The organism is Polaromonas sp. YR568 (assembly GCF_943369675.1).
Lineage (GTDB): Bacteria > Pseudomonadota > Gammaproteobacteria > Burkholderiales > Burkholderiaceae_C > Polaromonas.
Genome location: NZ_CALROB020000018.1, coordinates 60,087 through 78,350, shown reverse-complemented (window position 1 = coordinate 78,350; position 18,264 = coordinate 60,087). Strand labels below are relative to the sequence as shown.

Annotated in this window: 19 protein-coding genes and 1 pseudogene; 10 read left to right on the top strand and 10 right to left on the bottom strand. The window is 65.9% G+C overall.

Features of this window, described 5'->3' with window-relative positions; genetic code table 11:
• Window positions 1–76 precede the first annotated feature (76 nt).
• Genes ACLV8F_RS11910 through ACLV8F_RS11890 form a run of 5 tightly spaced genes read left to right on the top strand, consistent with a single transcriptional unit; the run spans window position 77 to window position 4,137 of the window.
• Window positions 77–1,087, top strand: coding sequence for a TRAP transporter substrate-binding protein (locus ACLV8F_RS11910; protein WP_411884432.1), 1,011 nt, complete (start codon window positions 77–79; stop codon window positions 1,085–1,087).
• A 19-nt stretch (window positions 1,088–1,106) separates the two neighbouring features.
• Window positions 1,107–1,565: a type II 3-dehydroquinate dehydratase gene (locus tag ACLV8F_RS11905; RefSeq protein WP_411884431.1), complete on the top strand. Its 459-nt coding sequence runs from the start codon at window positions 1,107–1,109 to the stop codon at window positions 1,563–1,565.
• A gap of 1 nt (window position 1,566) precedes the next feature.
• Entirely contained in the window at window positions 1,567–2,139 is a 573-nt protein-coding gene (locus ACLV8F_RS11900; protein WP_411884430.1) for a TRAP transporter small permease, read from the top strand.
• Window positions 2,136–3,413, top strand: a complete 1,278-nt coding sequence (locus tag ACLV8F_RS11895) for a TRAP transporter large permease (protein ID WP_411884429.1) — start codon at window positions 2,136–2,138, stop codon at window positions 3,411–3,413. The genes ACLV8F_RS11900 and ACLV8F_RS11895 overlap by 4 nt, the downstream gene beginning before the upstream one ends.
• A gap of 22 nt (window positions 3,414–3,435) precedes the next feature.
• Window positions 3,436–4,137 carry a hypothetical protein gene (locus ACLV8F_RS11890; protein WP_411884428.1) on the top strand — a complete coding sequence of 234 codons (702 nt, stop codon included), beginning with the start codon at window positions 3,436–3,438 and terminating at the stop codon, window positions 4,135–4,137.
• 1,115 nt (window positions 4,138–5,252) lie between these two features.
• Here ACLV8F_RS11890 and paoC read toward each other — a convergent pair.
• The 4 genes from paoC to ACLV8F_RS11870 form a co-directional block, all read right to left on the bottom strand.
• The gene (gene paoC, locus ACLV8F_RS11885) at window positions 5,253–7,463 is read right to left on the bottom strand and encodes an aldehyde oxidoreductase molybdenum-binding subunit PaoC (protein WP_411884427.1); all 2,211 of its coding nucleotides are present in this window, start codon (window positions 7,461–7,463) and stop codon (window positions 5,253–5,255) included.
• The gene (locus tag ACLV8F_RS11880; RefSeq protein WP_411884426.1) at window positions 7,460–8,416 is read right to left on the bottom strand and encodes an FAD binding domain-containing protein; all 957 of its coding nucleotides are present in this window, start codon (window positions 8,414–8,416) and stop codon (window positions 7,460–7,462) included. The genes paoC and ACLV8F_RS11880 overlap by 4 nt, the downstream gene beginning before the upstream one ends.
• Complete coding sequence (gene paoA / locus ACLV8F_RS11875) at window positions 8,413–9,063, bottom strand: aldehyde dehydrogenase iron-sulfur subunit PaoA (RefSeq protein WP_411884425.1); 651 nt, start codon at window positions 9,061–9,063, stop codon at window positions 8,413–8,415. Before paoA ends, ACLV8F_RS11880 begins: the two co-directional genes overlap by 4 nt.
• Window positions 9,064–9,454: 391 nt before the next feature.
• Window positions 9,455–10,738: a phospholipase D-like domain-containing protein gene (locus tag ACLV8F_RS11870; RefSeq protein WP_411884424.1), complete on the bottom strand. Its 1,284-nt coding sequence runs from the start codon at window positions 10,736–10,738 to the stop codon at window positions 9,455–9,457.
• A 295-nt stretch (window positions 10,739–11,033) separates the two neighbouring features.
• Here ACLV8F_RS11870 and ACLV8F_RS11865 point away from each other — a divergent pair, with 295 nt between their 5' ends.
• The 5 genes from ACLV8F_RS11865 (at window position 11,034) to ACLV8F_RS11845 (ending at window position 13,446) form a co-directional block, all read left to right on the top strand.
• Window positions 11,034–11,723: a hypothetical protein gene (locus tag ACLV8F_RS11865; protein WP_411884423.1), complete on the top strand. Its 690-nt coding sequence runs from the start codon at window positions 11,034–11,036 to the stop codon at window positions 11,721–11,723.
• Window positions 11,720–12,265 carry a GTP-binding protein gene (locus tag ACLV8F_RS11860; RefSeq protein ID WP_411884422.1) on the top strand — a complete coding sequence of 182 codons (546 nt, stop codon included), beginning with the start codon at window positions 11,720–11,722 and terminating at the stop codon, window positions 12,263–12,265. The genes ACLV8F_RS11865 and ACLV8F_RS11860 overlap by 4 nt, the downstream gene beginning before the upstream one ends.
• Window positions 12,262–12,648, top strand: a complete 387-nt coding sequence (locus ACLV8F_RS11855) for a roadblock/LC7 domain-containing protein (protein WP_411884421.1) — start codon at window positions 12,262–12,264, stop codon at window positions 12,646–12,648. Before ACLV8F_RS11860 ends, ACLV8F_RS11855 begins: the two co-directional genes overlap by 4 nt.
• Complete coding sequence (locus ACLV8F_RS11850) at window positions 12,645–13,007, top strand: hypothetical protein (protein ID WP_411884420.1); 363 nt, start codon at window positions 12,645–12,647, stop codon at window positions 13,005–13,007. Before ACLV8F_RS11855 ends, ACLV8F_RS11850 begins: the two co-directional genes overlap by 4 nt.
• A 79-nt stretch (window positions 13,008–13,086) precedes the next feature.
• Window positions 13,087–13,446, top strand: coding sequence for a hypothetical protein (locus ACLV8F_RS11845; protein ID WP_411884419.1), 360 nt, complete (start codon window positions 13,087–13,089; stop codon window positions 13,444–13,446).
• A gap of 50 nt (window positions 13,447–13,496) precedes the next feature.
• On the opposite strand, the gene ACLV8F_RS11840 is transcribed toward ACLV8F_RS11845, so the two are convergent.
• The 6 genes and pseudogenes from ACLV8F_RS11840 to ACLV8F_RS11815 form a co-directional block, all read right to left on the bottom strand.
• A complete protein-coding gene (locus ACLV8F_RS11840) occupies window positions 13,497–14,324 on the bottom strand; it encodes a phosphodiesterase (protein WP_411884418.1) in 828 nt (275 codons plus the stop codon).
• A gap of 5 nt (window positions 14,325–14,329) precedes the next feature.
• Window positions 14,330–15,388, bottom strand: coding sequence for an ABC transporter ATP-binding protein (locus tag ACLV8F_RS11835; protein ID WP_411884417.1), 1,059 nt, complete (start codon window positions 15,386–15,388; stop codon window positions 14,330–14,332).
• A gap of 83 nt (window positions 15,389–15,471) precedes the next feature.
• Window positions 15,472–15,609: pseudogene (locus ACLV8F_RS11830) on the bottom strand (Fe3+/spermidine/putrescine ABC transporter ATP-binding protein); the annotation flags it as partial.
• Window positions 15,599–16,396: an ABC transporter permease gene (locus ACLV8F_RS11825; RefSeq protein WP_411884416.1), complete on the bottom strand. Its 798-nt coding sequence runs from the start codon at window positions 16,394–16,396 to the stop codon at window positions 15,599–15,601. The pseudogene ACLV8F_RS11830 and the gene ACLV8F_RS11825, both read right to left, overlap by 11 nt.
• 4 nt (window positions 16,397–16,400) lie before the next feature.
• Window positions 16,401–17,225, bottom strand: a complete 825-nt coding sequence (locus ACLV8F_RS11820) for an ABC transporter permease (RefSeq protein ID WP_411884415.1) — start codon at window positions 17,223–17,225, stop codon at window positions 16,401–16,403.
• 24 nt (window positions 17,226–17,249) lie between these two features.
• Window positions 17,250–18,263, bottom strand: a complete 1,014-nt coding sequence (locus ACLV8F_RS11815) for an ABC transporter substrate-binding protein (protein ID WP_411884414.1) — start codon at window positions 18,261–18,263, stop codon at window positions 17,250–17,252.
• Window position 18,264 lies beyond the last annotated feature (1 nt).

The window sequence follows — 18,264 nt, the reverse complement described above, 5'->3', positions numbered from 1 at the left end:
GCGGTAATAGACAACAGAGACATCGCCAGACCACGCTGACAACAGCGCTCGGGCGCCACCCTAAAAGGACATCACCATGCTTGCTCGCCGCAGAACCCTCACCCTTGTCGCCGCCCTGATGGTCGCGGTTATGCCCGCCCTGGCGCAGGACATCCAGGAGCGGACCATCAAGTTCGGCCACCTGAACAACCCGGACCACCCGACCAGCCTGGGCGTGCGCAAGTTCGCCGAGATCGTCGCCGCCAAGAGCGGCGGCAAGATCAAGGTGCAGGAATTCGCGGCCTCGCAGCTGGGCAACGAGCTGCAGCAGCAGTCGGCGCTGCAGGGCGGCGTGCAGGAAATGCTGGTGGCCTCGACGACGTCGCTGAACGGCATCGTCAAGGAATTCGGCCTGCTGGACTTTCCCTTCCTCTTCGCCAATGCGAAGCAGGCCGACGCGCTGGTCGACGGCCCGCTGGGCAAGATGCTCGCGGCCAAACTGCCTGAAAAGGGCGTGATCGTGCTGGGCTTCTTCGACCTGGGCTTTCGCAACGTGACCAACAGCAAGCGCCCCATCATGAAGGGCGCCGACCTGGAAGGCCTGAAACTGCGCGTGATCCCGAACCCGGTGTTCCTGGAAACCTTCAAGGCCTTCAAGGCCAACCCGGTGCCCATGCCTTTTGCCGAGCTGTACGGCGCGCTCGAGAGCAAGGCGGTGGACGGCGAGGAAAACCCCTTCGCGGTGATCGCCTCGAGCAAGTTCTACGAAGTGCAGAAGTACGTGAGCGGCACCAACCACGTCTACGCGACCAACCCGATCCAGATCAGCAAGCGCTTCTGGGACAAGCTCTCGGCGACGGAGCACAAGATCCTGGCCGACGCCGCCATCGAAGCCCAAAACTGGCAGCGCGTGGTCAGCCGTGAAGTGTCGGCGAAGGCGCTGGGCGAGCTGACGGCCAAGGGCATGCTCTACAACGACGTGCCGCCCGCCGAGCTGGCCAAGATGCGCGCCGAAGTGCGCCCCGTCTACGACAAGTTCTCGGCCGCCTATGACCCGGCCATCGTGACGCTCTTCAAGTCCGAGCTGGAACGCGTATCCAAGTTCTGATGGCGAAATTCTGAACGCCATGAAAATACTTGTCCTCCACGGGCCGAACCTGAACCTGTTCGGCCGGCGCGAACCGCATATTTACGGCACCACGACGCTGGCCCAGATCGACGCCATGCTGGCCAAACTGGCCGGCGAACTGGGCGTGACGCTTGAGACGATCCAGTCGAACCACGAGGGGGCGCTGATCGATTTCCTGCACCAGCACATCGACACGGCGCAGGGCGCGCTGGTCAACCCCGCCGGGCTGACGCAGCATGGCGTGCCGCTGCATGACGCGATCAAGGCCATGCCCTTCCCGGTGGTCGAGGTGCACATGTCCAACCTCGCGACACGCGAGCCCTGGCGCCACCACTCGATCATCTCGCCGGCGGTGAAAGGAACAATCCAGGGCTTCGGTCCGCGCTCCTACCTGCAGGGCCTTCGGGTCGTGACGGATATTGCGCGCGAAGCGCAGGCCCCTGCCGCGCAGAAGTGACATGGACACCTTCGTCGACAAGGCCTGCAAAGGCATCGAGTTCCTGATCGCGCTCGGCCTGGCCATCATGGTCGTGCTGGTGTTCGGCAACGTGGTGCTGCGCTACGGCTTCAACTCGGGCATCACGGTCTCCGAAGAGGTGTCGCGCTGGCTCTTCATCTGGGGCACCTTCCTGGGCGCCCTGGTGGCGCTGCGCGAACACGGCCACCTGGGCATCGACATGGTGGTCGGGCGGCTGCCGGTCATGGGCAAAAAGATCTGCCTCGTCGCCGGCCACGTGTTGATGATCTTCATCGTGGTGCTGCTGGCCATGGGCAGCTGGGAACAGGTCAAGATCAACTGGGACGTCACGGCACCCACGACCGGCTGGACCATGTCCATCGTCTACCTCTCGAGCCTGGTGTTCGGCGTGCTGGCCTGCGGCCTGCTGCTGCTGGATGTGTGGAAGGTCGTCACCGGCCGGCTGTCGGACGATGAACTGGTGATGGTGCAGGAGTCGGAAGAGGCCGTGCAACTCAAGCAGGTGCTGGACGATGCGCGCCGGCCGGACACCACCGCGGGAGCACGGCCATGACGATTGCCGTTTTTATCGGCGCGCTGCTGGCCGCCATGGCCCTGGGCATTCCGATCGCGTTTGCGCTGCTGGCCAGCGGCGTCGCCCTGATGTGGCACCTGCAGCTGTTCGATGCGCAGATCCTGGCGCAGAACCTGGTCGGCGGCGCCGACAGCTTCCCGCTGCTGGCCGTGCCCTTCTTCATGCTGGCCGGCGAGATCATGAACGTCGGCGGCCTGTCGCGCCGCATCGTCAACCTGGCGCTGGCGCTGGTCGGCCACGTCAAGGGCGGGCTGGGCTATGTGACCATCATGGCGGGCTGCCTGCTGTCGGCATTGTCGGGATCGGCCGTGGCCGACGCGGCCGCGCTCACCGCCCTGCTGCTGCCGATGATGGTCAAGGCCGGCCACGAAAAGGCGCGCGCCGGCGGCCTGATCGCATCCGTGGGCGTGATAGGCCCGGTGATCCCGCCCAGCATCGGGCTGGTGATCTTCGGCGTGGCGGCCAACGTGTCGATCTCCAAGCTCTTCTTCGCGGCCGTTGTGCCGGGCCTGCTGATAGGCGGGGCGCTCTGGGTCACCTGGGCCTGGCTGGTGCGGCGCGAGGCCATCGTGCCGCCGCCGCGCAAGAGCGGCGCCGAGATCATGAAGGCCTTTCGCGACGCCACCTGGGCGCTGATCCTGCCGGTGATCATCCTGGTCGGCCTGCGCATGGGCGTGTTCACGCCCACCGAGGCGGCCGTGGTGGCCGCCGTCTACGCGCTGTTTGTTTCCATCTTCATCTACCGCGAACTCAAGCCCGCGCAGCTCTACGGTGTGTTCGTGTCGTCGGCCAAGACCAGCGCCGTCGTGATGTTCCTGATCGCCGCGGCCATGGTCAGCGCCTGGCTGATCACGGTGGCCAACCTGCCGGGCATGGTGGTGGACCTGCTCAAGCCTTTCATGGGCAGCCCCATCCTGCTGATGGCGGCGATCATGGTGCTGGTCATGGTCGTCGGCACGGCGATGGACATGACGCCGACCATCCTGATCCTCACGCCGGTGCTGATGCCCGTGGTCAAGGCGGCGGGCATAGACCCGGTCTACTTCGGCGTGCTGTTCATCATCAACAACTCGATCGGGCTGGTGACGCCGCCGGTGGGCACGGTGCTCAACGTGGTGGCGGGTGTCGGCAAGATCAGCATGGACGACGTCACCAAGGGTGTCATCCCGTTCATGATCGCCGAGTTCGCGGTGATGTTTTTGATGGTGGTGTTCCCCAAACTGGTGACGGTTCCGGCAAGCTGGTTCTACTGAAGTTCTATTAAGGTTCGACGACATGGCACTTCTAGGCAAGGCTGCAGTAGCGATGTGGTGGGACATCCTGCCCGCGCAACGCGAGGAGTTCCAGGAGTGGCACTCCCGCGAACACTTTCCGGAACGCATGGGCCTTGAAGGCTTTCTGCGCGGCTCACGCTGGTCCAACATTGACGGGGGAACCGGGTTTTTTGTGATGTATGAGCTGGCATCGTATGAAACCCTCACCTCTGCCGGCTACCTGCGAAGCCTGAACAACCCGACGCCATGGTCGGCGAAGATGATGCCGCACCACCTGAACATGGTGCGCAGCCAGTGCAAGCTGCTCAGCAGTTTCGGAGGAGGGCTGGGCAAGGCGGTGCTGACGATCCGCCTGTCACCCGCGGACGGCCAGGCCGGCCCTTTGCGGGCCTGGCTGGAAAACCTGCTGGCCCGCCAGGCGGAAAGCAAAGGCATCGTCGGGGCGCACCTGCTGCAAACCAGGACGCCGGAGGCAGCCATGACACAAGAGCAAAAAATCCGCGGCGGGGATGCCGTCGCCGACTGGATTGTCTTGCTGTCGTCTTATGAGACGGAGGTCTTGCAACACGCGCTGGCGGATGAGCTGTCGCCGCAGCGGCTTGAGGCTGCGGGCGCGCTTGCGGCCATGACGCAGGACATCTACGCGCTCTCGTTTTCTTTGGGGAAGCATGATTTGACGTCTCTGTCTCACCGTTCGGGCTGAGCTTGTCGAAGCTGTCCCCGCTTCACCGGTCGGACTGAGGTATTGAAGGCTCTTTGTGTATTCTTGGCGCTGATGTTGTTTTGAGTTCCGGAGCCGGGAATCGCCCGGCAGCGACTCACTTTTCTTTTGCTTCGCCAAAAGAAAGTAAGCAAAGTTCACGTAGTGGGGATTCGCTCACTTCGCTAAGCGAAGTTACGCGAATACCAAAAGGCGACCCTGGTTGCTGCGTCCCTCCGCTTCGCTACGGGCAACCTGCGGTGCTCGGTCCAGGCGGGGTCTCGCTCGAACTCGCCTTCGGCTCAGACAATCGCGATCCCTGATCCGCCTGAACCTGCGCTCCTCGGCGCATCTACAAGGGGTGGGAGCGGGGAGGAGAAATACCAAACAGCCGAATACCAATACCGAATACTTGAAGAAACAAGGACACGCCATTGGCGTGTCCTTGTTTGTATTTGTCTTCCTTCTTGTCCCCTCTCCCTCTGGGAGAGGGAGAGGGTGAGGGCCAGCAGCCTTCGCACCCGCGGCGACACATCAACCGCCGACGGCCCTGTCTTGCAGACCGCAGCCCAGGCTGAGCCTGGGCTTCTTCGCGCTGTCCAGATGCGCGCAGGCGCATCCGGAGCCGCAGCGCTCAGCCCCTGCCCTCTCCCAGAGGGAGAGGGAGTAAATTCATGGCCCCCGCATCGCCACCTGCTCTTGCTCTGCCCTTTCTTTTTTTGTCCCCGCTCCCGATTGCCCCTTGTGGATGCGCCGAGGAGCGCAGGGCCAGACGGATCAGGGCTGGCGTTGTTTGAGCGAAGCGCAGCGTAGCGAGTTTAGCCAGACCCCGGCTGGACCGAGCACCGCAGGTTGCCCCGGAGCGAAGCGCAGGGGACGCAGCAACCAGGGTCGCCTTTTGGTATTCGCATAACTTCGCCTCGCGAAGTGAGCGAATCCCCACTGCGTGAACTTTGGTGACTTTGGTGTTCGCGTAACTTCGCTGCGCGAAGTGAGCGAACCCCGCGCGCACAGCGCGCCTTTTGGCGAACAAAAGAAAACCCGCTTTGCGGGTTTCGCCAAAGTTACTGGCTGCCGGGCCACTCCCGGCCAGCAAGCTTATGCAGAAAGCACGCTCCTCAAGCCACCACAGGTAACCGATCAAGCAGCTTATCCAGCGTGATCGGATAATCCCGAACCCGCGCCCCGGTTGCGTTGTAGACCGCATTCGCAACAGCAGCGGCGATGCCACAGATCCCAAGCTCGCCGACGCCTTTGGCCTTCATGGGCGAAGAGATGGGATCAGTCTCATCCAGGAAGATCACATCCTGATGCGGAATGTCCGCATGCACAGGCACCTCATAACCAGCGAGGTCATGGTTCACGAAGAAGCCGTGGCGGGTGTCGACCGCGAGTTCTTCCATCAGCGCGGCGCCGACGCCCATGGTCATCGCGCCTATGACCTGGCTGCGCGCGGCCTTGGGGTTGAGGATGCGGCCTGCGGCGCAAACCGCGAGCATGCGCCGCACGCGGATTTCGCCGGTGTAGAAGTCCACGCCGACTTCGACGAAATGCGCGCCGAAGGTGGACTGCTGGTATTTTTTGTCGAGGTCGCCGTATTCCATGAAGTCTTCGGCGACCAAGCCCTTGTCGCCGGCGGCTTGCGCGAGCGGCATTGAGCGGTCACCCGCGCGCACCATGCCGTCGGCGAAGACCGCATCGCTGGCGCTGATACCTGCGCTTTTGGCGACGGCTTCGCGCAGCTTCATGCAGGCGGCGTACACGCCGGAGGTGGAGCTGTTGCCACCCCACTGCCCGCCGGAGCCGCAGGACACGGGGAAGGCGGAGTCGCCCAGGCGCACCAGCACTTTCTCCAGCGGCACGCCCAGGGTTTCGGCGGCGGTCTGGGCGATGACGGTGTAGCTGCCCGTGCCGATGTCGGTCATGTCGGTTTCGACGGTGACGACGCCGCGGTTGTCGAGCCGTACGCGGGCGGCCGACTTCATGAGCAGGTTGTTGCGGAAGGCCGCGGCCACACCCATGCCGATGAGCCAGCGGCCGTTGCGCAGTTGCCCGGGCTGCGCCATGCGCCGGTTCCAGCCGAACTGTTCGGCGCCCAGGCGCAGGCATTCAACCAGGCGGCGCTGCGAGAAGGGGCGCTCGGGTTTTTCGGGGTCGACCTGGGTGTCGTTGCGGATGCGGAACTCGATCGGGTCCAGGCCCAGCTTTTCGGCCATCTCGTCCATGGCGATTTCGAGCGCCATCATGCCGGGCGCCTCGCCGGGCGCGCGCATGGCGTTGCCTTCGGGCAGGTTGAGCACGGCCAGGCGCGTTGCGGTCAGGCGGTTGGCGCCGGCGTAGAGCAGGCGGGTCTGGTTGACGGCCGTTTCGGGCTGGCCATCGGGCAGGTCGCCGGACCAGCCCTCGTGGCCGACGGCGGTGATCTTGCCGTCGCGGCCCGCGCCCAGGCGTATGCGCTGGATGGTGGCCGGCCTGTGCGTGGTGTTGTTCATCATCAGCGGGCGCTGCAGCGCGACCTTCACCGGCCGCCGCGCCGCGCGCGCGCCGAGTGCGGCCAGCACGGCGTCGGCGCGCACCCAGAGCTTGCCGCCGAAGCCGCCGCCTATGAAGGGCGAGACCAGGCGCACATTGGCCTTGGGAATGCCCAGGGTCTTGGCCATGTCGCCGACGCTCCAGTCAATCATCTGGTTGGCCGTCCAGACCGTGAGCTTGTTGCCTTTCCAGGCGGCCGTCGAAGCATGCGGCTCCATCATGGCGTGCGACTGGTCGGGCGTGGTGTAGGTGGCGTCGAGTTGCACCGGGGCCGCGGCGAAGGCGCCGGCGAAGTCGCCTATCTTGGACTCGGGCGCGCCGCCGAAATCGGAGGGCTTGGCCAGCGGCGCGGAATCTTTTTCGGCGGCCAGGTCGAACTTGCCGGGTGTGGCCGTGTATTCGATGCGCACCAGCTGCGCGGCGGCGCGCGCCTGCTCAAAGGTGTTGGCGACCACCAGCGCGAGCGCCTGGTGGTAGTGGTCTATCTCGGGCCCGCCCAGCAGTTTGGCGGTGTTGAAGTTGCCCTTGCCGAGCTTGCCGGCGTTGCGCGCGGTGACGATGGCCAGCACGCCGGGCGAGGCGCGCGCGGCGCTCAAATCCATGGAGGCAATGCGGCCCTTGGCGATGCCGGCGCCGACGACGTAGCCATAGGCAGGGTTCTGCACCGCGTCGTGGCGTTCATAGGCGTAGGGCGCGCCGCCGCTGGTCTTGAGCGGGCCGTCGATGCGGTCTGTGGGCTTGCCGATGACCTTGAGCTGGTCGATGGGGTTGGTGGTGGCGGGGGTGTCGAATTTCATGCTGCGCTCCTGGCCTGGGCCAACACGGCGGCGAGCGTGCGCTCCACCAGCGGAATTTTGAAGGCGTTGTCTTCGGTGGTCTGCGCGCCGGCCAGCAGCCAGCGGGTGGCGACGCCCGCGCCCTGCGGCAAGGCGGCGTCGGCGCTGTCGTCGCGCCAGGGTTTGTGCGCCACGCCGCCCAGCGCAACGCGGCCCGAGCCGTTGCGCTGCACGACGGCGGCGACCGAGACGAGGGCGAAGGCGTAGGACGCGCGGTCGCGCACCTTGCGGTAGATGTGGACGCCGCCCAGCGGCTTGGGCAATGTCACCGAGGTGATGAGCTCGCCGGGTTCCAGCGCGGTTTCGATGTGCGGCGTGTCGCCGGGCAGGCGGTGGAAGTCGGCGATCGGGATGACGCGGGCCTGGCCGCCGGGGCGCACGGTTTCCACCGTGGCGTCGAGCGCGCGCATGGCCACGGCCATGTCGCTGGGGTGCGTGGCGATGCAGGCCTGGCTGGTGCCGACGATGGCGTGCTGCCGCGTGATGCCGCCTATGGCGCTGCAGCCGCTGCCGGGTTGGCGCTTGTTGCAGGGCTGGTCGGTATCGTAGAAGTAAGGGCAGCGCGTACGCTGCAGCAGGTTGCCGGCGGTGGTGGCCTTGTTGCGCAACTGGCCCGAAGCGCCGGCCAGCAGCGCGCGCGACAGCACGGCGTAGTCGCGCCGCACGCGCTCGTCGGCGGCCAGCGAAGTGTTGCGCACCAGCGCGCCTATGCGCAGCCCGCCTTCGGGCGTGGGCTCTATCTTGTCCAGGGCCAGGCCGTTGACGTCGACCAGGTGGGCGGGCGCCTCGATCTGCAGCTTCATCAAATCCAGCAGGTTGGTGCCGCCGGCGATGAATTTCGCGTTGGGGTTGCGCGCGGCGGCGGCGGCCGCTTCGGCGGGTGTGTTGGCGCGCTCATAGGTGAAGGGTTTCATGCCGTCACCCCCGCGACTTCGGTGATCGCCTCGACGATGTTGGAGTAGGCGCCGCAGCGGCAGATGTTGCCGCTCATGCGTTCGCGCAACTCCTCGGCCGAGAGCAGCGGGCGCGCGGTGATGTCGGCGCTGACGTGGCTCGGTATGCCGCGGCGTATTTCGTCGAGCGTGCCGACGGCCGAGCAGATTTGCCCCGGCGTGCAGTAGCCGCACTGGTAGCCGTCGTGCCTGACGAAAGCCGCCTGCATCGGGTGCAGGTTGCGCGGCGTGCCCAGGCCTTCGATGGTGGTGACCTTGGCGCCTTCGTGCATCACCGCCAGCGTGAGGCACGAGTTGATGCGCACGCCGTCCAGCAGCACGGTGCAGGCGCCGCACTGGCCGTGGTCGCAGCCTTTTTTGGTGCCGCTCAGGTGCAGGTATTCGCGCAGGGTGTCGAGCAGGGAGCTGCGGTTGTCAAGGTCCAGCGTGTGCGCCTGGCCGTTGACTTCCAGCGTGACGCGGGACGTGGGCACGGCGCCGGGCGCGGGCTTTGGCGGGGCTTCAGGCGCGGCCATGGCATCGGCAGGGATGGTGCCGGCGGCCGCCGAAGCGGCGCCCGCAATCAGCACGCCTCGCCGGGACACCGGGAGGGAGTCGGGAATGTTCATCGTGGGTCACCTTTTGATTGAAACACCGGCAAGGCAAGCTTGCAAGCTTCTTCGCGTTCCCCGGATTTCACTGTAGGACGTTGGCTGGGAGGTCCGTCAGCGCCGGCCGGGGCCTGTTACTGCCTGCTTCAATCCGCGTAAATCTGCAGATAAATTTAATCCGCAGATGACGCAGATTTCCGCAGATTAAAACCACCATGATGCAGAGTCGTTTTACGCCTTCCCCCGCTGGGGGAAGGTTGGGATGGGGGCCCTCGGCGCCTGAAGTATTTCAAAGGCCGCCAGCCCCTACCCCAGCCCTCCCCCAGCGGGGGAGGGAGTAAGAGAGTTCCCGTTTTTAATCTGCGGAAATCTGCGTCATCTGCGGATAGCCTCTCCGCATCCGGCGAGTTCAGAGTTGCGAGTTCAGCAGCGAAGCCAGCTTCTCGGAGAACTTTTCACTTAGCGGCCGGTTCTGCCACGCTTCCAGCGTCACGCGGCGGGACTTGCGGATGTCCTGCTCGAACACCTCGGTCTGTCGCGCGGCGAAGGTGGCGTCGTAGATGTTGAGGTTGGCTTCGTCATTGAGCCGGAAGGAACGCGCGTCAAAGTTGGTGGAGCCGACGGACACCATGAGGCCGTCGACGATCATGACCTTGCAGTGGTACATGCTGGGCTGGAACTCGTAGATTTCGGCGCCGGCCGCCAGCAGCTGGCCCCAGGTGGCGCGCGAGGCGGCGCGCACGGTTTCGGTGTCGATGATTTCGCCGGGCGTGATGATGCGGACCCGCACGCCGCGCTGCATGGCTTCGCGCAGGATGGCCAGGCTGACCTCGTCGGGCACGAAGTAGGCCATGGACAGGTCCACGGTTTTGGTGGAAGCCGTGAGGGCCATGTGGTACATCAGCTCGACGTTTTCGCTGCCGCTGGTGGGCGAGCTGGAGAACATCTGGGCCGGGCTGTTGCCCACGGGCTTGAGTTCAGGAAAGTAGGCCTCGCCATGCAGGACCTCGCCGCTGACCTTGAGCCAGTTGTCCATGAAGGTGGACTGTATCTGCGCGACCACCGGCCCTTCGACCTTGTAGTGCGAGTCGCGCCAGTGCTCGGCGTCCTGCCCGGCGCCCGTCCATTTGGGCGCGATGCCCACGCCGCCGGTAAAGCCGACCGCGCCGTCGACGACCAGCAGCTTGCGGTGCGTGCGGTTGTTGAGTTTGGCGAGGTTGTACCAGGCGGGTTTGTGGAACTTGCGGATGTCGACACCGGCATCCTGCATCTCCTGGAGCAGCGCGTCGTCCATCTTGGCGCTGCCGACCCAGTCGACCAGGATGTGGACCTTGACGCCGGCTTTGGCGCGTTCCGACAGCGCGTCGGCGAACTGTTTGCCGATCTCGCCCGACCAGTAGATATAGGTCTCAAAGCTGATGGTCCTGGTGGCGGACTTGATCGCGCCCAGCATGGCCGGGAAAATCTGGTCGCCATTGAGCAGCTCGGCCGCCTTGTTGCCGCCCACGATGCCCGGCCCCAGCAAGCTGCCCATGGCGCGGTGGAATTGCGGGTCGGCCACGCTGTACTGGCGCTCCAGCTGCTGCCGGACTTTTTTCTCGCCGGCTGAAAAATTAAGCGCCAGCAGGACGGCGGCCAAGACCGCGATGAATGTGAGGAGGCCGGTGAGCCAGGGGCGGGCGGGGGTTTGCATGGCTTGCCATTCTGGTGGTGGCAAAGCGCCGGCCGGGTAGGAGCGCACGCCAAGACGCTGAAGCCGCCTGCCGAAAGATGTCCGGGTGTGCGGGAACATTCGCCAACGTTCGGAGATGGGCATGAACAGGCGCGAACAGGCGCGGAAATCCCGGCTTGTGTGACGAATCCCACACAAACCATCTGCATGCTTAGTAATTAAGCACCAATTTTCATAAGAACGGCCTTATATTCGTAAGCACAATTACTACAATTTCGTCAGTTTTCCGTCAAAAACTAGTCACAAAGCAATCATCATGATCATCGGCGTCGAGGGTTTATCCGCTGCGGAAATCGGCCTGCTGCGGACCATTTTGAAGCTCAGCACGCAGTTGGCGGTTGACTGGACTTTGACGGAGGACGGCCCCTGCCACGTCCTGCTGACGGCGCTTGCCGCCACGCCGGCGCACATTCCCGGCGGCGCGAAAACGCAGATCGTGGTGCCCGTCGTGCGGCGCGGGGAAAATCCGGGCGGCGAATTCCTGGAGCGGCCGTTCAGGGCCGAAGACTTTGTGGCCCTGCTGGGGCGTGTGGCGCCGGCCGTCAGGCCTGACCCGGGCCTGGAGCGCCAGGGCGAAGCGCTTCCCTTGCCCCAAACCTGGCGCCGCGGCCGCTTGAAGCGCTGGCCGCCTTCCTATTTGATGGGATCCAGCCGCGAACGCATCCACCTGGCGACGCTGTTGTCGCGGCAATCCCGGTCGGCGCATGAACTGAGCACCATGGCCGGCTACCCCGAAGCGGCGTGCGGCGCCTTCATGCTGGAACTTGAAAAACATGATCTGCTGAACTGGGAAACACCCGGGCAGCCCGTTCACGCGCACGCCCGCAAAGCAGCCCCTAGCCTGCCCGCCGCCGCAAACGCCGGCCATGGCCATGGCGCGCCCAGCCTGTTCAGCAGCATTCGCCGCCGCCTGGGCCTGGGCCGCAACAGCCGGAGCGCCGGATGAGGGAATACAAAATCGTTTTCACCGGCACCATGGGTGCGGGCAAGACCACGGCCATCGCGGCCATCAGCGAGACGCCGCCCGTGGTCACCGACGTGGCCAACAACGACGCCTCGCTCGCCAAGGCGAAAACCACGGTCGGGCTGGATTTCGGCCAGCTGACGCTGGACACCGGCGACAGGCTGCGCCTGTTCGGCACGCCGGGCCAGGCGCGTTTTGACTTCATGTGGCGCATCCTGGCGCAGAACGCGCTGGGCATCATCATCCTGATCGACAACTCCCGGCCCGACCCGCTGGCCGACCTGGACGCCTACCTCGAAGGTTTTGCCGACGTGCTGGCGCACACGCCCTGCACCGTCGGCGTCGGAAGGATGGACGCGCACACGCAGCCCGGCCTGGACGACTTTTCGGCGCGGCTGGAGCGGCACGGCCTGGTGCTGCCGGTGCTGGCCGTGGACGTGCGCCTGCGCGAGGACGTGGCGCTGCTGATCGACACCCTGCTGTCGCAGATGGAACCCTCAACGACGGGAAACGAAACAACATGAGCATGGTGAATGAAGCGCTGCGCAAGGCGGCCGAGGAACAGGCGCGCGGCATGCTGGAAGAAGTGAGCGGTGTCGTGGCCGTGGTGGTCGCCACCACCGACGGCTTCGACATCGCCAGCGCCGTGACGCGCGACATAGACCCGGTGCGCGTGGCCGCGCTGGCCAGTTCGATCTCGGCCATAGGCGCCGTGGTGTCGCAGGAGGCGCGGCTGGGCCGCAGCCGCAGCGTCACCATCAACACCGACGCGGGCTTTGCCTTCCTGAGCGCGGTCCGCCGCGGCGACGTGGACCTGGTGGTGAACGTCATCGCCAACGAGCACGCCATCCTCGCGCAGGTCGCCTACCGCGCGGGCGAGTGCGCCAGGGCGCTGGAAGCGGCGTGAACACGCAGCAGATCGCCGCCGAACTGGCGGCCATGGCCACCACGCCGGGCGTGAACGCCTGCGCGCTGGTCGACTCGGCCACGGGCATGGTCTACCTGTCGGCCGGCGGCCATCCGCAGATCGATTCCATCGCCGAGGCGGCCAGCGACTACTGGCGCCTGCACCAGCGCAGCGGCGTTCCCTTCGCCGGGCTCGGGCCGCTGCAGGCCATCTCGATGATCCACCAGGACGGCGTCTTGAGCCTGATGCCCTGCGGCAAGGGCATCGTGATGGCCACGCTGTCGGGGCGCATGGCGCTGGACATGGGCGCCTGGTTCCAGAAGGTCGGCAAGCTCGGACGGCTGATAAGCCAGGGATGAATTCAACGGGCACGGGGTTGGTGGCGCGCATGTCTACCCCGCTTCCCTTTCACAACATGCGCGCTAGGGTTTAACAAAAATGGCAACCATCAAACAATCTCTCGACGAACTCCTGACGCTGGACGGAGCGCTGTGCGCCGCCGTCGTCGACTCCGCCAGCGGCATGATGCTCGGCTCCGCCGGCACCGGCGTGGACCTGGAAGTGGCCGCCGCCGGCAACACCGAAGTCATGCGCGCCAAGCTCAAGACCATGCGCTCGCTGGGCCTGAACGACGTGATCGAAGACATCCTGATCACGCTGGGCAAGCAATACCACCTGATCCGCCCGCTGTCGCGCAAGGAAGGCGTGTTCATCTATTTCGTGCTGGACAAGGCCAAGTCCAACCTGGCCATCGCGCGCCGCAAGATGCAGGACATCGAGAAAGACCTGAACTTCTAAGCCGGGCGCTGAATGCGCCGGGCCGGGCGCGGCTGCTTGCGTCGACCGGGCTAGTCGATCAGCACCGCGCCTTCGTGAAAAGGAAACGGCCCTTCATACGCGCCGCTCGCGACGGTATGGCTGACCAGCCGCCCTCCTTCGGGCAACACATGCAGCCCGAAGCCGGGCGGCTCCAGCACCCAGGCCGAGGCGGCGTCGGGCGCCAGGTCCAGGCGGACCTGGTGGGCCGGTGAAGGGATGGTCGCCGCGATGCTGCCGCCGAAGCGCACCTGGATGGCGCGGTGCAGGTGGCCGCAAATGATGCGCTCCACATTCGGGTAGCGGCTGACCAGCGCTTCAAGTTCGGACGCGCCGCTGAGCAGGCCTATGTCGTCCATGTGGCCAATCAATGTCTTGAAGGGCGGGTGGTGCATGGCGATGACCACAGGCCGGCCGCGGTGCGCTTCGAGCTCGCGGGCCAGCCAGGCCAGCCTGGCTTCACACAGGCTGCCTTCGCTGGCGCCGGGCACCACGGTGTCCAGCGCAATGAGTTGCAGCGCGCCTATGGCCACGCTGTACTGCACGAACTCCTCCGTGCCCAGGTAGCTGTGGCCGGGAAAACTCAACCGCAGCTGCGCGCGCTCGTCATGGTTGCCGGGCATCAGGTAGACCGGCATGGCCAGCGGCGCGAGCAGCTCGCGCAGGTGCGCGTACTCGGCGGCGCGGCCGAAGTCGGTCAGGTCGCCGGTGATGACGACGGCGTCGGGCTGCTGCGGCAGCTTGAGGATGGAGGCGACCGCCTGCGCCAGGTAAGGCGCGGTGTTGATGCGGCCGTAAGCCAGGCGGCCTGGTTCGCGGATGTGCAGGTCGGAAAGTTGCAGCAGTGAAGTGGTGGTCATGGAATTCAGGCGAGTTCGCTGCCGGGCATGAGGTGGTGCGGTTGTATGCGTATGCCGACGACGTCACCCATGCAGGCCGGGTGGTCGCGCCCTACTTCCGCGTTGACGCTGGTCTGGTCGGGCAGCATGAGCTTGAGCTGGATGCGGTCGCCGAGGAAGACACGCTGCGACACCACGGCGTCGCCCCAGCCGGCCGTGACTTCGCCGACCTCGACGTCTTCGGGCCGCACCAGCACGGTGGCCTGCGCCTGCCAGGCCGGCGGGCATGCGACGTCCATGTCGCCGACCCGGACGACGTGGGCGGCGCGCGCGGCCTCGTCGCGTTCAAGCCGGTTCACGCGGCCCAGGAAGCTGGCGACAAAAGGATGCTGGGGCGTTCGGTACAGCGCCTCGCCATTGCCGACCTGCACGATGCGGCCGGCCTGCATCACGGCCAGCCGGTCGGCGATGGCGAGCGCCTCCTGCTGGTCGTGCGTGACGTGGATGGCGGTGATGTGCAGGCGGCGCAGCAGTTCGGCCAGTTCGTCGCGCACCGATTCCTTGAGCTTGGCGTCCAGCGCGGTCAGGGGTTCGTCGAGCAGCAGCACGCGCGGGCGCACGGCGACGGCGCGGGCCAGGGCCACACGCTGGCGCTGCCCGCCCGAGAGTTCGGCCGGGCGTTTTTTCTCCAGGCCGTTGAGGCGCACGAGGTCTATGAGTTCGCCGACCACACGGCGCTTTTCGGACTCGTCCACGCCACGCACGCGCAGGCCGTAGGCGATGTTGGCCTCCACCGTCATCTGCGGGAACAGCGCGTAGTGCTGGAACACCATGCCGATGCCGCGCCGCTCCACCGGCAGGTGGGTGACGTCGGTGTCGCCGAACAGGATGCGGCTACCGGCGTCGGGCGCTTCCAGCCCGGCGACCAGGCGCAGCAGCGTGGTCTTGCCGCAGCCGGAGGGGCCCAGCAAGGCCAGCACTTCGCCGGGCTCCACCGACAGCGAGGTTGGATGCAGGCCGCGGGTTCCGTCAGCATAGGTTTTGGCGCACTGGACGATGTCCACGCGCGTGCGTTCAGCTTGCATGGTGTTTTTCAATCAGGGTACCGGCGGCCTGCAGGCCCCATAGCACGGAGAGAGGATGACAAGGAGAAAGACGCAAGGTGGTTGCCGCAGCCCGAGGGGCCCAGCAGCGCCAGCGCCTCGCCGGGCTCCACCGAGAGCGATGTGGGCAACAGGCCGCGCGTTCCGTCGGCATAGGTTTTGGCGCACTGGACGATGTCCACGCGCGTGCGTTCAGCTTGCATGGTGTTTTTCAATCAGGGTACCGGCGGCCTGCAGGCCCCACAGCACGGGGAGGATGACAAGGAGAAAGACCAGGGTGTAGGCCGAGCCCACCTCCAGCCGCATGGAGGCATAGCTGTCGGCCAGGCCGACGGGCAGCGTGCGCGTGAGCGGCGTGTGCAGCATCCAGGTGAGGTTGAACTCGCCGACAGACAGCGTGAACACCATCAGGCAGCCGGCGACGATGGCGGGCAGCACGGCGGGCAGCAGCACGCCGGTAAAACGCTGCGCGAAACCGGCGCCCAGCGAGCGCGCAGCTTCCTCCAGCGAATGCAGCTCGGGCCGCTGGAAGGCCGAGGACACGGTGCGCACCATGAAGGGCAGCGTGAACACCATGTGGCCCACCAGGATGAAGGCATAACTTTGGCGGAAGCCGCTGACCTGCCCGTAGGCCAGGATCAGCGCCAGCGCGGTGGCCAGGCCGGGCACGGCGACCGGCAGCGTCAGCAACTCTTCAAACACCCGCGCGGCGCGCGAGCGGCTGCGGGCCAGCGCGTAGGCGCAGGGGATGCCGATGAGCAGGTTGCCCAGCACGCACAGCAGCGCCAGCAGCAGCGAGGCGGCGACGGTGCCGCCGTACAGCTCCCACACTTCGCCCAGCCAGCGCAGCGTGAGACCGCTTTTAAGGCCGGCGCTGTAGTTGTTGACAAGCCCGGCGAGCACCGACAGCGCGATGGGCGCGAGCATGAAGACTGCCACCAGTGCGGTCAGCAGCATGAGCAAAGGGGATACCTGGCGGGGCGTTCTCATGGCGTCAAATCCCCGCGCCGGCGGGGCCGGCGGCGCGCCGCGAGAGGAAGAGCACCAGCCAGGTGATCAGCCCCAGCGTGATGGACAGGCTGGCGGCCAGCGCGAAGTTGGCGTAGTTGGTGAATTCGTTGTAAATGGTGATGGGAAGCACCTCAAACTTGCTGGCCAGCGTGAAGGCCGTGCCGAAGGCGCCCATGGCGGTGGCGAACACCATCGCGCCGCAGGCCAGGCTGGTGGGCGCGAGTTCGGGTAGCCAGACGTCGCGCACGACGCGCCAGCGCGATGCGCCCAGCGAACGCGCGGCTTCTTCGAGCGGAAGGTCCATGGCGCCGGCCGCGGCGGTGTAGCTCACGATGGCGCGCGGCAGCGAAAAATACAGGTAGCCGAGAAACAAACCGGCCAGGCCGTAGGCAAAGGTGATGCGGCCCAGGCCCAGCGCGTCGCCGAGGTCGGCCACCAGGCCCTGCCGGCCGCCCAGCAGGATGATGAAAAAGCCGATGATCACGCCCGGAAACGACAAAGGCAAAGCCAGCAGCGAGAGCAGCAGCTTGCGGCCCGCGAAGCGCGTGCGCGCCAGCGTGATGCCGACCAGGGCGCCGAGCACCAGCGTGACCAGGGTCACCGCCAGCGACAGGCCCAGGGTCTGCAGCAGGCTTTGCCAGTAGCGGCTGTTCGTCAGCACCACAAAATAAGCCGCCCACCCCAGCCCGGCCGGCAAAGCCAGAAGCTGCACCGCCGGCAGAAGCCAGAAGGCCGCGAAGAAGGCCACCGCCGGCGCTGAACAGGCCAGCAGCAGGCGGCGCGAAGGCGCGAAGGTGGACGAGTTCATGCGTGGTGTCGGTGCGAAGCCGGCTTACTGGGCTTCTTTGAGGTAGCGGTCGGAAAAACCTTTTTGCACGGCGGCCATGCGCGCGTAGTCCACGCTTTTGGCGCGCGCGTATTCGGCGGCCGGCAGGAAGCGCGACTGGGCTTCCTTGGAGATCGCGCTGGCGCGCACCGGGCGCAGGTAGGCGTCGGCCCAGATGGCCTGGCCTTCGTCGGACAGCACGAAGTCCAGCACTTTCTTGCCGTTTTCGGCATGCGGCGCCTTGGCCACCAGGCTCATGACGTAGGGGACGACGATGGTGCCTTCGGCCGGGATCACGAACTCGACGTTGGCCTTGTCCTTGTACTTGGCGCGGTAGGCGTTGAAGTCGTAGTCCAGCAGGATGGCGATTTCACCGGACAGCATGCGCGCATACGAGGTCTGCTTGGGCACGATGGGCTCGTTCTTTTGCAGCGCCTTGAAATACTCGATGCCGGGCGTGAAGTTGTCCAGCGTGCCGCCGCGCGCCTGGTTCACCGCCACGGCGCCCACGTAACCGACAAAAGCCGAGGCAGGATCCAGGTAACCGACCAGGCCCTTGTAGTCGGGCTTGAGCAGGTCGGCCCAGGAGCGCGGCACCGGCTTGCCCTTGAGCGCATCGACGTTGACCATAAAACCCAGGGTGCCGGAATGGATGGTGAACCAGTGGCCTTGCGGGTCTTTGAGGCCGTCGGGAATTTCGCCCCATGCCGCCGGCTTGTAGCTGCCGACCAGGCCGTCTTTCTGCGCCTGGATGGCGAAGGTGACGCCCAGATAGGTCACGTCGGCCACGGGGTTGGCTTTTTCGGCCGTCATCTGCGCGAGCGACTGGCCGGAGTTCTTGTTGTCGGGCGGCACGGTGACACCGGTCCTGGCCTTGATGGCCTTGAGCTGCGTGCCCCAGTCGGCCCATTCGGGCGGGCAGTTGTAGCAGATGGCGGTCTGGGCCAGCGCATTGGCGCCGGCGGCCAGGCCGATGGCCAGCAGCGCGGCTTTGGCGAGTCGTTGCAGGGATGTCTTCATG

Bases quoted from the DNA above. Each gene is read 5' to 3' on its own strand.
- ACLV8F_RS11910 (WP_411884432.1), top strand. From the start codon at position 77: ATGCTTGCTCGCCGCAGAACCCTCACCCTTGTCGCCGCCCTGATGGTC.
- ACLV8F_RS11905 (WP_411884431.1), top strand. From the start codon at position 1,107: ATGAAAATACTTGTCCTCCACGGGCCGAACCTGAACCTGTTCGGCCGG.
- ACLV8F_RS11900 (WP_411884430.1), top strand. From the start codon at position 1,567: ATGGACACCTTCGTCGACAAGGCCTGCAAAGGCATCGAGTTCCTGATC.
- ACLV8F_RS11895 (WP_411884429.1), top strand. From the start codon at position 2,136: ATGACGATTGCCGTTTTTATCGGCGCGCTGCTGGCCGCCATGGCCCTG.
- ACLV8F_RS11890 (WP_411884428.1), top strand. From the start codon at position 3,436: ATGGCACTTCTAGGCAAGGCTGCAGTAGCGATGTGGTGGGACATCCTG.
- paoC (WP_411884427.1), bottom strand. From the start codon at position 7,463: ATGAAATTCGACACCCCCGCCACCACCAACCCCATCGACCAGCTCAAG.
- ACLV8F_RS11880 (WP_411884426.1), bottom strand. From the start codon at position 8,416: ATGAAACCCTTCACCTATGAGCGCGCCAACACACCCGCCGAAGCGGCC.
- paoA (WP_411884425.1), bottom strand. From the start codon at position 9,063: ATGAACATTCCCGACTCCCTCCCGGTGTCCCGGCGAGGCGTGCTGATT.
- ACLV8F_RS11870 (WP_411884424.1), bottom strand. From the start codon at position 10,738: ATGCAAACCCCCGCCCGCCCCTGGCTCACCGGCCTCCTCACATTCATC.
- ACLV8F_RS11865 (WP_411884423.1), top strand. From the start codon at position 11,034: ATGATCATCGGCGTCGAGGGTTTATCCGCTGCGGAAATCGGCCTGCTG.
- ACLV8F_RS11860 (WP_411884422.1), top strand. From the start codon at position 11,720: ATGAGGGAATACAAAATCGTTTTCACCGGCACCATGGGTGCGGGCAAG.
- ACLV8F_RS11855 (WP_411884421.1), top strand. From the start codon at position 12,262: ATGAGCATGGTGAATGAAGCGCTGCGCAAGGCGGCCGAGGAACAGGCG.
- ACLV8F_RS11845 (WP_411884419.1), top strand. From the start codon at position 13,087: ATGGCAACCATCAAACAATCTCTCGACGAACTCCTGACGCTGGACGGA.
- ACLV8F_RS11840 (WP_411884418.1), bottom strand. From the start codon at position 14,324: ATGACCACCACTTCACTGCTGCAACTTTCCGACCTGCACATCCGCGAA.
- ACLV8F_RS11835 (WP_411884417.1), bottom strand. From the start codon at position 15,388: ATGCAAGCTGAACGCACGCGCGTGGACATCGTCCAGTGCGCCAAAACC.
- ACLV8F_RS11825 (WP_411884416.1), bottom strand. From the start codon at position 16,396: ATGAGAACGCCCCGCCAGGTATCCCCTTTGCTCATGCTGCTGACCGCA.
- ACLV8F_RS11820 (WP_411884415.1), bottom strand. From the start codon at position 17,225: ATGAACTCGTCCACCTTCGCGCCTTCGCGCCGCCTGCTGCTGGCCTGT.
- ACLV8F_RS11815 (WP_411884414.1), bottom strand. From the start codon at position 18,263: ATGAAGACATCCCTGCAACGACTCGCCAAAGCCGCGCTGCTGGCCATC.